Origin of the sequence: Tepidimonas sp. (genome assembly GCF_029335975.1) — a bacterium.
GTDB lineage: Bacteria > Pseudomonadota > Gammaproteobacteria > Burkholderiales > Burkholderiaceae_C > Tepidimonas.
The window spans coordinates 1-11,312 of the sequence record NZ_JARJMT020000136.1 but is presented as its reverse complement, the minus strand read 5'-3'; the positions used below and the strand labels follow the sequence as shown (position 1 = coordinate 11,312).

Genomic DNA, 11,312 nt, shown 5'->3' with positions numbered 1-11,312 from the left:
GTACAGGTGGGTCAACCACTGACGGGGGGTGTCGGGGGTGGGGGTCATGACGCATCCAGTCGGCGGGTGAAAGGGGGTAGCCCCTGGAGGATGAGACGGCCGTAGCCGGTCGACAGGAGCCGGGGGTCGTAGCAGACGATGCGGGCCCGGTCGCCCTCGGTGCGGATGGCGCGCCCCACCCACTGCAGCAGCCGCGTGGCGGTGGCGGGCACGACCAGATCCAGAAACGGATCGCGTCCCCGGCCGCGCAGCCACTCAGCGCGGGCCTCGCCCACGGGATCATCGGGCGGCGCAAAGGGCAGCTTGGTGATGAACAGGTCCTCGCACAGACGGCCCGGCAGGTCCAACCCCTCGCCAAAAGACTGCAGACCAAACAGGATGGACGGCTCGCCCGCGGCCACCCGCTCGCGGTGGCGCGCCAGCAGACGGGACCGCGGCAGCGTGCCCTGCACCAGCACGCGATCGCGCCACTCGGCAGGCAGCGCCGCGGCCACCCGCTGCATGTGCGCACGGGCGGTGAACAACACCAGCGCCCCATGCCGAACCGACGGCAAATCGCGCAGTAGCGCGGCTTGCACGGCCTCCTGGTAAGCCCCTGCATCACGGGGGTCCACTGCCACACCACCCAGGAGCAGCACGCCTTGCTCGGCATAGTCGAAGGGGCTGTCTACGGCCAGGGTCTCGACGTCGGGGTCGTCCGCCAATCCGGCCTCGCGCAGAAAAAAGTCGAACTGCCCGCACGGGGTGAGCGTGGCCGACGTCAGTACCGCGCCGCGCACCCCACTCCACAGTCTGGCCCGCAGCAGCCCGCCAGGCTGGATGGGGCTGGCATGGGCCTGCACCCGCACCGTATCGCTGGCCGTGCCGGCACCTGGGGCCGACAGCGTGAACCACTTGGCCAGGGGTGCTTCGCCCTCGGCAGGCTCGTGCAGCAACCAGCGCACGGTGTCATGGGCAGCTTCGAGCCTCGGGGCCAAGGTACCAAGCTGCGCATACAGCTGGGAGAGCCGCCGCGCCTCGTCCGGGCGCTCGCGCAATGCCGCACGCAGCGCAGCACTGACGGCGCGCAGGGCATCCAAAAAGGCCGCGCTGGCCTGCGCCGCCTCCTGCAGCGGGGCATCGAAGCCGTCGGGCAGACGGCCGCGCGGCAAGCGCACGCACAGGGGTTGGCCGTCATGGTCCGCCTCGCGCAACCGGGAGCCCCAAGTCTGTACCGCCAGGCGGGCCACCTCCTGCAGGGCATGGCGCAAACGTGCGGCGGCGGGCGGCACATCCGCCAGGGCCTCCAACGCCACCTCCTGCCCCGCCTTGAGCGCCCGACTGGCGAGCTGATCGATCCACGCCAGCCGCGTCAAACCCGCCCGGCAACCAAACTGCTCCAGCGCGATGGCCGGCAGGTGGTGGGCTTCGTCCAACACCAACAGGCATTGATCCAGCTCTGGCAACTGGCGCGAGCCCAGCGTGGACAACAGCAGGTCGTGGTTGACGACGATGACCTGCGCGCCCACCAGCGCCTTGCGCTGTTCGAAATAAACACATCCTCCGTAGAGCGGACAGTGCCGCGCGGTGCAAGACGCGGCCTCTGCGGCAATGGCCGACCACCATGCAGGCTCGGGTGGCTCCGGCAGGCTATCACGGTCGCCATCCCAGCGGCCATGGGCCAGATCGTGGGCCCGGGCGCGCAGCCACGCCATCCGCTCTGCGCTGACCGAGCCCACCGTGCTGGCTTCGTCCTCCTCCGCCAGGTCGGGCTCGGCCTGCGGGTCGGCCAGCCAGCGCTCCAGTTTGAGCCGGCACACATAGCGGCCACGCCCCTTGGCCAAGGCATAGCGAAAACCCACCGGCAGCCGCTGCGCCAAGGCTGGCAGGTCCTGGTGCACGAGCTGCTCTTGCAAGGCCACGGTGGCCGTGGACACCACGAGCCGCGTTTGCTTGGCCAGGGCCGCCACGATCCCCGGCGCCAGATACGCCAGCGATTTGCCGACCCCGGTGCCAGCCTGGATCACCGCCACCCGGCGTGTGGCGATGGCCGCCTCATCGTCCGGCTTGCCCAGGGTCACGGGGGCGAATGTGCGGGCCACCTGCCGTGCCATCTCCCGTTGCCCCGGCCGCGGCCGCAAACCGTCTTGGCCCGCGATCAGATCGTCGAACGCCGCCAATGCCTGGGTGGCCAGGCCAACCGTTGCCTCCGTCATGTCCATGGGGCCGAGTGTGACACAGGCACCGGGTTTCGCCCTCATAATTCGGGAGACGAAAGAGGGCGACGCCCCACGGATCAGGGAGATCACTTTACCCGCTGCCACTCCCACCTGTTCATGACATCTGGCCCGTCTTCGCCCGTTGCCTCATCCGGCACCACCGCGCGAATCGAGCATGGCCTGCAGTTGCTAGCCGCCTTTCTGGTTCCCCTGCTTGCCGCACTGCTGTCGGTGTGGGCGCTGTGGTCGTGGCCCGACGAATACCCCGTGAGCAAAGCCCGCCTGCTGGCCTTCACCGCCACGGTGGTCGACACCCCCCAATCCCCCGCCGAGGTCCGCGATGGCCTGGACCGCCAGGTCCTCCGCACCGATTGGGACACCCATTTGTCCGAGCGCCCTTTGTGGTTCAGCGTGCGGCTGGCGCCGCAGGATCGCGCGCCTGGGCGCGTCATCGACTTTCCGTCCCGCCATGCGACCGCCATGCGGTGCTGGGACGGCGATACGCTACAACCACTAGGCAAGATCGACCGCCGCGCAGACCCCGGCAGTGCCGAGGGCCTGCGCCCTTCGCGCGCCGGCTTCGTCCTGGCCATGCCGCAGTTGCCGGCCCACGTGCTGTGCGAGGCTCGCTTTGTCGGCCCGGCGCGTTTTAGTGCCGTTGGGCGCGCCGCGGCGGATTTGCCGGTGCTGGAGCGACAGTTCCACCGCGACGCCGGCTGGCTGGACGGCGGCTTGCTGTTGATGGCGCTGTTTACCCTGGTCGTCGGCATCCTTAACCGGGAGCGCACCTACCTGATCTTTGCGGCCTGGTTGGTCATCAACCAGCGCATGGCGGCACTGTCGGGTGGCTGGGACTACCAGTGGCTGGGGCACCTGGTGCCAGCCGACTGGCTGACGCCAATGCGGCAGATGACGCTCGCCTTGTACTCGACGGCCACTGTGGTGCTGTTTCGCTTCTTGTTCGAGTCAGACCTGGAGCGCACGCGCACCCTCAGAGGGGTTCGCCTGGTTGTGCTGGCCTGTTTGCCGGTGCTTGCCGCCGCGCTGGTGCTGCCGTACCGGCATTTTCTGCCCGTCATCTGGATCGCCACCGCCGTCGGCGTGTGCGTGCTGGGCTATGCGCTGGCGGTCATCCTGGCGCGCACCCGCTCCTCCGTGGCCCTGTGGTATGCGGCTGCCATGGCCATCGCGCTGGGTGCCAGCCTGTACGAGGTGATCGCCGCAGCGATCGGCCTCAAGGGCTTGATTGCCACCATCAACAGCACAACGGCAGCGCTGGCTTCCAGCCTGCTCGCCTCGCTGGCGATTGCGGAGCAGTTTCGGCAGGAACATCTGCAACGGCTGGCCCTGCAGGCCGAGCTGCAGCACACCTTCGACTTTTTGCCCATTGGGCTGTTCACCCTGGATACGCAGGGTCGGTTCATCAGCGCCAATCCCGCGGCGGTCGCACTCGCCGGTCCGGGTCTGGACGTGGGCCGTACCCACTGGGAGGATCTGTTCCCCGTCCACGACTGGACGCAGCTGCAGCACGGCGAAGGCGCAGGGCGCACTGTGGAGTTCGAAACCCGCTTGATGCACGAAGACGGGGAGACACGCCGCTTTCTGGTCCGCGCCGCGCGCGCCGGGGACAAAATCGAAGGCACGCTGCAGGACATCACGGACAAGGTCCGCGCGCACGAGCATCTGCAGTTCTTGGCTGATCACGACCCGCTGACCAAGGTGATGAACCGGCGGGGGATAGAAGCGTGCCTTCGCCGGGGGCTGCAGCGGCTGCGGCGCGGCAAGCCGCTGGCCGTCGCCTACTTGGACCTCGATCGCTTCAAACTGATCAACGATCTGTACGGCCACGTCGCGGGCGACGCTGTGTTGCAGCAGGTCTGCGAACGCGCAAAAAAACCGCTGTCGCCGCACATGTACCTGGGTCGTATCGGCGGAGACGAGTTTTTGCTGGTGATGCTGGATACCCCGTTGCAGCGCGCCGAAACCGTCTGCCGCGACGTGCTCCTGCACCTGATGAAAGAGCCGTTTACCGTGGGTGAGCGGGCGTTTCAGGTGCGCGGGTCGATCGGCCTGATCGAGGTCTGGTCCAATGCTTCGCCCAAGGATATCGTGGCCACGGCCGACCGCGCCTGCCGCGAGGCCAAACGCGCCCGCGCCAGCGGGCTGGTGGTATACGAGCACGGATCGCGCGCTTTTCGCGAACACGAGGCCGAAATGCAATTGGTCGAGCGTCTGGCGGCCGGGCAAAAAATCGAGGGGCTGTTCCTCGAAATGCAGCCCATCGTTTCACTGCGCCATCCGAGCCAGTCGCTCAATTTCGAGGTGCTGCTGCGCATGCACGACGAGCATGGCAACCGCGTGCCCACCGAGCGGCTGATCCGCGCCGGGGAAAGCGCAGGTCGCATGAGCCTCATCGATCGCTGGGTCGTCGAGTCTGCGCTGCAATGGCTGACCGAACACGAGACCCGGCTGCCACAAAATCAATTCGTCTGCCTCAACCTCAGCGGCGCGTCGCTCAATGACGAGCGCTTCATCGAGGACATGTACGACACGCTAGAACGCCACCGCGGTGTCGCGCACCGGCTGTGTTTCGAGGTCACCGAGAGCGTCGCGCTCCACGACATCGCCAACACGCGGCGCTTCATCGATCGCCTGCGCAGTCACGGCGCCAGGCTAGCGCTCGACGACTTCGGTGCGGGCTACACCTCGTTCTCGTACCTGAAGGATCTGCCAGCCGACATCCTCAAAATCGACGGCAGCTTCATCGTCAACATGAACCGCCACCCGGCCAACATCGCGATCGTCGAGGCGATCGTGAGCCTGGCGCAGAACCTGGGCATGAAGACCATTGCCGAATGGGCCGAGGACTTCGAGACGGTCGAAACCCTGGCCGAAATCGGGGTGGACTTTGTGCAGGGCTATGCCTTGTCGCGCCCAGTGTCGGCGGAGCAGATTTTGGCCGCTCAGTCGGGGGCGGACTTGATTGCCGACGCCCGCGTGGGGGAATATCTCAACAGCGCAGCGCCGGACGACGACCTCGCCCACGTCGACTGGGTGTTGGGGCACCCGGGTCCGGACAAGACCGACGGGCCCAGTCAATCGAGATCGATATCCGGGTGATCGGTGTTGAACCAGAAATCGTACAGCGGATGCTCGGCACCGTCCTCGCGCGCCGTGGCGATCTGGCAGTACATGACGCGATGGGGCAGGTTGAACACATGCGGCAAGGGGATGAAACCGGCATCGGGACGAACGTCCCGGAACATCAGCCGGGCGTACTGGCGATCCAGCGGCGCACGAGCAGTCACGAGCACGAAGCGCACCCCCTGGCGCAGGCACCAGAAGTAGGCGGCCTTGAGCATCACCGTCTTGACCACTCGGCTGTGCACGGCCTGGGCGACCGCCAGGCGGGTCACCTCGGCACAGGGGGCGCCGGCCATCCAGTCGGGCAAGTCGAAGGACTGCTCCAGCGCGAGCGGCTGATCACGATTGGTCTGAATGCGCAGGGTGCCCAGCGCCGAGCCATCCACCTTGGACTCGGCAAGCAAGACCGCCACGCCCGGGGCATGATCCAAGAGCTCGGGGCTGCGCAGCCCCTGCGTGACAGCAGCGGGCAAATGGCGCGCATAAGCGGCGTGCCGCACATCGGCGGCTTTTTGTAGATCCTGCGCAGTGTGCGCCACGCGGACGGTGAATGGCAAGCGTTCGACGGGACGCGCAGTGGCCGCCGCGCCGGACACTTGCCATGGTAGTGACGATGATGGCACGGCATACCAGCCGTCGATGGCGATGCGGGTGCGAGGGGTAGACTCAAGGGTTGACTCAAACATTGTGCGATCGTCCTGGGCAAGCGCCCCACGTGTCGGTGTCCCTTGACTGTAGGCACCACTGCGCGCGCCTGGAGTCGGCAACGCGCCGTTTTGCGTGTCAGCGGTTTTCCGACACAACGGTCGGCGCAACGCACCCCTTACAATCCGCCCTGCGCCGGAAGCGTGGCAGAGTGGTCGATTGCACCGGTCTTGAAAACCGGCAACGGGCAACCGTTCGTGAGTTCGAATCTCACCGCTTCCGCCATGTCTGTCTCCAGAGCCCGCAGCCGCCCAATGGGCGGCATGCCCCTTCGGAGGCCTCTCACTCGTGGCGCAGCGCCTCGATCGGATCCAGACGCGCTGCCCGCCGCGCGGGCACATAGCCAAACACCACCCCGATGGCCGCCGCAAAGGCGAACGCCACCAGATTGATCGCCGGGTCAAACACAAAAGGCACATTCATCGCCTGGCTGATCAATACGCTGGCCCCCAGAGCAAGCGCCAGCCCCGCCACCCCGCCCAGGGCGGCCAGCACCACGGCCTCGATCAAAAACTGCCCCATCACCTCGCGCTCCAGCGCCCCAATGGCCAGCCGCAGGCCAATCTCGCGCGTGCGCTCGGTCACGCTGACCAGCATGATGTTCATGATGCCGATGCCACCGACGAGCAGGCTGACCGCCGCCACGGCCCCCAGCAGCATTGTCATGACACGCGTGGTGCCGGACATGGTCTCGGCCAGTTGTTGGGTGTCCAAGATGTTGAAATTGTCTTCTTCGCCTTCGGGGATGCCACGCCGCTCGCGCAGGATGTCGCGGATGCCCGCCTTGACGGCCTGGGCATCGGCGCCGTCCAGCATCGAGACGTGCAAGGTAGAAACCCGCGTGTGCGCAACCACACGCCGGTGCAGGGTGTTGATGGGCATGAGGACGATGTCGTCCTGATCCTGGCCGAACGCGCCCTGCCCCTTCGGTGCGAGCACGCCCACCACCTCGCAAGGAATCTGGCGCACGCGCAGGGTGTCCCCCACGGCTGGGTTGGGGCCGTAGAGTTCGCGTCGCACCGTCTCGCCGATGATGCAGACCGCCGCCCCAATGTAGTACTCGTCGTCGCTGAACGGTCGGCCATCGGCCAAGGTCCAATTGTTGACCAACATCCAGTCGGGCGAACCGCCAATGAGGCTGCTCGTCCAATTGCGGCCGTTGGCCACCACCGTTCCGCTGCTGCGCGCCTCGGCTGCAACCGCCAGCACCCCTGGCGTCTGCGCGGCAATCACCTGAACATCGGCCAGCTTGAACGCCGGCGCCTTAAAACCGGGACCCCCCGGCCCCAGGCGTTGCCCGGGTCGCACCTGCAGCAGGTTGGTGCCTAGACTGGCAATCTGCTGCTGGATGGCCAAAGTAGCGCCGTTGCCAACGGTGACCATCGTCACCACCGCCGCCACACCGATCACCACCCCCAGGACGGTCAGAAAAGAGCGCATTAGGTTGCGGCGGATGGAACGCAGCGCCAGCACCAAGGTGTTGAACCACATGTCAGCCCCCTTCCCGCTCGGCCGCGGGGTTTTCCGCAAGGACCGACGCCGGCTCCGTCGCCTCCTCGCGTTCGATCACACCGTCCCGAAAATGCACCACCCGGCGGGCGTAGGCAGCAATCTCTGCCTCGTGCGTCACCATCAGCACGGTGATGCCGCGCTCCTCATTGAGCTGGCGAATCAGGGCCATGATCTCGTGGCTGCGGCGCGAGTCCAGGTTGCCCGTGGGCTCGTCGGCCAGTAGCACTCGTGGTTGGGTGACGATCGCGCGCGCGATCGCCACGCGCTGCTGCTGCCCGCCCGAGAGTTCGGCAGGGGTGTGGTGCTCCCAACCTGTCAAGCCGACATCGGCCAGCGCCGCACGGGCCGCGCGGTGCCGTGCGGCCGCCCGCTCGCCCCGATAGACCAGGGGCAGTTCCACATTCTCCTGCGCGGTGGTGCGGGGCAGCAAATGAAAACCTTGGAACACGAAGCCCAAATAGCGCCGCCGCAGGCGGGCCCGCTCGTCCCGGGACAAGGTCTGCACGGGCACATCCATGAAACGGTACTCTCCGCTGCTGGGGGTGTCGAGCAGGCCCAGCACATTCATCGCCGTGGACTTGCCCGATCCACTCGGCCCCATGATGGCGACGAAGTCACCGGCGCACACCTGCAGATCGACACCGCGCAGGGCCTGAAAGGCGGCCGCGCCTTGACCGTAGGTTTTGGTCACGCCGCGCAGCCGGATCAGTGGGGTGGTGCCACTCATCGGGTACGGGCGCTGTTGCGCTGTTCAACGATTACCGGCAACCCTTCGCTGAGGCCTTCGCCGCTGACCTCGGACTGGCGGCCGTCGCTGATGCCGACGGTGACGGGTATGGCCTGGGGCTGGCCGTCCCGCAGCACCCAGATCTGGCGCGGGCCGCTGCGCAGATCGACGCGCGAGGTCTTGCGGCCGACAGTCGGGGGCTTGGGCAACAGCAGCCCTGCCAGCCCAACGCCAGACGTCTGCGGCGCGGGATCGCTCGGGGCAAAACGCAGCGCAGTATTGGGCACCAGCAACACATCCTTGCGTTCTACTGCGCGGATGCTGGCAGTGGCCGTCATCCCAGGCCGCAGCGACAGATCTTGGTTGTCCACAACCAGCGTCGCGGTATAGGTGACGACGTTGTCGGTTTTGGTCGCCCCGAAAGCCACGCGCTCGACCGTCGCCGGGTAACGTCGGCGCGGGTAGGCGCTGACGGTAAAGCTGGCGGTCTGCCCTTCGTGCACCACGCCGACGTCGGCCTCATCAACGGCCACATCGAGCTTGAGCTGCCGCAGGTCACGGGCGATGGTCAGCAGCGTCACCGCTTGCAGGGATGCGGCCACGGCATTGCCTGGATCGACGTTGCGCGACAGCACCACCCCGTCGATGGGCGAGCGAATGGATGCTTTGGCCAGGTTGGTCTCGTTGGTGGACAGGGTGGCGCGCGCTTGCTCCACCGCCGCACGGGCTGCGGCCTGTGCGGCATGCGCCCGCTCCAGCGCCGCACGCGCGGCATCCAATTCAGCCGCAGACGGCACCTTGCCGCCCGACAGGCGGGCCACGTCTTCCAGCCGCCCCAACTGGATCTGCGCCTCGCGCGCCGAAGCATCGGCCTGCACCACCTGGGCCTGCGCCGCAGCCACCGCCGCCCGAGCGCTGTTGACCTGGTCCTGCAACTTGGCCGTATCGAGCATGACTAGCACCTGCCCGCGGGTGACGCGGTCATTGACATCGACCAGCACCTCACGCACGGTACCAGACAATTCGCTGCCGATATTCACCGACCGCACCGGCACCAGGGTGCCATTGGCCGAAACGGTCAGGGTCAGATCGCCTCGCTTGATCGGCTCGGTCACATACACGGGCTGGGCCTGATGCGCGCTGCGCGCCTGCCAGGCCTGCCAGCCAAAGGCGGCCGCCACCGCGAGCACTGCTAGCATCCACCACAGCGGGCGACGCCACCAGCGGGGGGGGCGATCATCGCCCAGCAGCACATCGACGGCAGCGGGCGAGGTAGAAGTGCGTCGAAAAGGATTCATCGTAAAAACGTCAGGGTTGAACGGTCGCAGCGGCAAGACTGGGGGCGGCATCGCTCGGGGACCAACCGCCCCCCAGCGCCTTGACCAAACGGACATGATCCACGGCCCAGGCGGTGCGGGCCGCTGCCAAATCGCTCTGCAGTGCCAGCAAGGTCCGCTGGGCCTCGAGCAAGGCACGGTAGTCGATCAAGCCAGCGGTGTAGCGCTGAGTGGCAAGCTGCTCGGCCTGTTGGGCGGCCGTGACGGCATCCTGCAGCCGCAGCAGCCGCTGCTGGTCCCCCGCCAGCGCAACCAGGGCATCTTCCACATCGCGCAAGGCCTCCAGCAAGGTGGCGGCCAGGGCCGCACGGGCCTGCTCCGCCGCAGCTGCCTGGGCGCGTGCCTGGGCCTGCGCGGCGCCGCCGTCGAACACGGTGGCAGCCAGATTGAGCGCGAGCGAGCGCGTCAGCGCCGTCACATCGAACAGGTCGGCCACCCGGGGGGCGGCCAAGCTCAAACTGCCGCCCAGGCGCAGGGTAGGCCAGCGCGCTGCCTCTGCTTGGTCGGCGCGCGCAAAAGCGGCTTGCAAGCGGGCCTGGGCCGCCGCGACGTCCGGGCGCTGCCGCAACACGTCAGCCGGGACCGGCAGCGTCCAGGCGGTCGGGGGCTCTGGGGCGGTGGCTGGCGGATCGGGCAGATCTGCCCCTGGCGCCTGCCCGGTGAGCAGCGCCAGGGCATGCATCGATCGGCGGATGGAAACCTCCAGCGCCGGCAGGCTGGCGCGGGTCTGCTCGAGCGCCGCGCGCGCCGTCTCCAGGTCCAGTGCCGAGGCCAGCCCCGCCTGCACGCGCCACTGGGTGAGCGACAGGCTGTCGAGCTGGGCAGCCAGGCTCTGCTGGGCCACGCGCAGTCGCTCGCGTGCGCCCCAGCCCTCGAAATAGGTGGCGGCCACTTCGGCCGCCAGGGTCAGGCGCACCAGCCCCAGGTTGGCCTCGCTGGCAGCGACATCGGCGTCGCCCGCCCGCAGAGCCGCCGCACGCCGACCGAACCAGTCCGCGTCCCAACCGGCGTCCAGACCGGCCCTGACGGTGGTCCCGGCGGGAGCGGAGCCGGCCCGACCGCGTTGCACGGCCGCGCTGGCGTCGACCGCCGGCCCAGTCGCCGCACGCGCCACGTCGCGCAGCGCACGCGCCTGCGCCACGGCAGCCACGGCAGCCGCGAGATCGGGATTGGCCGCCAACGCGGCCTCTACCAACTGGCTCAGCCCAGGATCGCCAAAAGCTGTCCACCAGCGCTGCAGGGGCACGGCTCCGGCGACTTCGGACATGCGCCCCGCCTCAGTCCAGCGCTGCGGTGGCGCAGGCAGTTCCCGAGCCTGCTGGGATACCGACACGCTGCCACAGCCAGCCAGCATCAACATCAGCGCCCCGACTGCGGCCCGACTCCGTCCCACCATAAAGCTTCCGTTTCGATACATGGTTCACTGCAATGATAGGGGGCCGGCATGAATACCAGATGTACCGCGAGTAAAGATGTGTATGCCGGGCCCCTGTGCCACGACAACCTCGGTCACCGCACGGTCGTCAGCCAAAAGGACGAAAGCGAACAGCCACTGAGCCAGAGAGTCGGCCTGCGATGTGCGACGCGCCAATAGAGGAGTCGCTGCGGGATCGAGGACGATGAAGTCCGCCTCACTGCCAGGCGCAAGCGACCCCACCACCCCCGCCAGTCCCAGTGCATGCGCCGCCC

At 67.7% G+C, this 11,312-nt stretch carries 8 protein-coding genes and 1 tRNA gene; 2 read left to right on the top strand and 7 right to left on the bottom strand.

Features of this window, described 5'->3' with window-relative positions:
• Positions 1 to 44: 44 nt before the first annotated feature.
• Positions 45 to 2,195 carry an ATP-dependent DNA helicase DinG gene (gene dinG, locus P3W97_RS07340; RefSeq protein ID WP_300845261.1) on the bottom strand — a complete coding sequence of 717 codons (2,151 nt, stop codon included), beginning with the start codon at positions 2,193 to 2,195 and terminating at the stop codon, positions 45 to 47.
• Positions 2,196 to 2,384: 189 nt separating this feature from the next.
• Here dinG and P3W97_RS07335 point away from each other — a divergent pair, with 189 nt between their 5' ends.
• Entirely contained in the window at positions 2,385 to 5,318 is a 2,934-nt protein-coding gene (locus P3W97_RS07335; protein WP_300845257.1) for an EAL domain-containing protein, read from the top strand.
• Here P3W97_RS07335 and P3W97_RS07330 read toward each other — a convergent pair.
• Entirely contained in the window at positions 5,294 to 6,028 is a 735-nt protein-coding gene (locus P3W97_RS07330) for a hypothetical protein (protein WP_300845254.1), read from the bottom strand. The two genes, P3W97_RS07335 and P3W97_RS07330, sit on opposite strands and share 25 nt — an antisense overlap.
• A gap of 156 nt (positions 6,029 to 6,184) precedes the next feature.
• Here P3W97_RS07330 and P3W97_RS07325 point away from each other — a divergent pair.
• Positions 6,185 to 6,272, top strand: a tRNA-Ser gene (locus tag P3W97_RS07325).
• A 57-nt stretch (positions 6,273 to 6,329) separates the two neighbouring features.
• On the opposite strand, the gene P3W97_RS07320 is transcribed toward P3W97_RS07325, so the two are convergent.
• The 5 genes from P3W97_RS07320 to P3W97_RS07300 form a co-directional block, all read right to left on the bottom strand.
• Positions 6,330 to 7,538: an ABC transporter permease gene (locus P3W97_RS07320; RefSeq protein WP_300845252.1), complete on the bottom strand. Its 1,209-nt coding sequence runs from the start codon at positions 7,536 to 7,538 to the stop codon at positions 6,330 to 6,332.
• 1 nt (position 7,539) lies between these two features.
• Positions 7,540 to 8,286: an ABC transporter ATP-binding protein gene (locus P3W97_RS07315; RefSeq protein WP_300845250.1), complete on the bottom strand. Its 747-nt coding sequence runs from the start codon at positions 8,284 to 8,286 to the stop codon at positions 7,540 to 7,542.
• Positions 8,283 to 9,584, bottom strand: a complete 1,302-nt coding sequence (locus P3W97_RS07310; RefSeq protein ID WP_300845248.1) for an efflux RND transporter periplasmic adaptor subunit — start codon at positions 9,582 to 9,584, stop codon at positions 8,283 to 8,285. Before P3W97_RS07310 ends, P3W97_RS07315 begins: the two co-directional genes overlap by 4 nt.
• Before the next feature lie 10 nt (positions 9,585 to 9,594).
• A complete protein-coding gene (locus P3W97_RS07305; protein ID WP_300845259.1) occupies positions 9,595 to 10,977 on the bottom strand; it encodes an efflux transporter outer membrane subunit in 1,383 nt (460 codons plus the stop codon).
• A 66-nt stretch (positions 10,978 to 11,043) separates the two neighbouring features.
• The coding region (locus tag P3W97_RS07300; RefSeq protein WP_300845246.1) for an amidohydrolase family protein at positions 11,044 to 11,312 on the bottom strand (269 nt) is incomplete at its 5' end.

What these genes read in the sequence shown, in the direction of transcription:
- dinG (WP_300845261.1), bottom strand. Translation starts at nt 2,195, where the DNA reads ATGACGGAGGCAACGGTTGGCCTGGCCACCCAGGCATTGGCGGCGTTC.
- P3W97_RS07330 (WP_300845254.1), bottom strand. Translation starts at nt 6,028, where the DNA reads ATGTTTGAGTCAACCCTTGAGTCTACCCCTCGCACCCGCATCGCCATC.
- P3W97_RS07320 (WP_300845252.1), bottom strand. Translation starts at nt 7,538, where the DNA reads ATGTGGTTCAACACCTTGGTGCTGGCGCTGCGTTCCATCCGCCGCAAC.
- P3W97_RS07315 (WP_300845250.1), bottom strand. Translation starts at nt 8,286, where the DNA reads ATGAGTGGCACCACCCCACTGATCCGGCTGCGCGGCGTGACCAAAACC.
- P3W97_RS07310 (WP_300845248.1), bottom strand. Translation starts at nt 9,584, where the DNA reads ATGAATCCTTTTCGACGCACTTCTACCTCGCCCGCTGCCGTCGATGTG.
- P3W97_RS07305 (WP_300845259.1), bottom strand. Translation starts at nt 10,977, where the DNA reads ATGCTGGCTGGCTGTGGCAGCGTGTCGGTATCCCAGCAGGCTCGGGAA.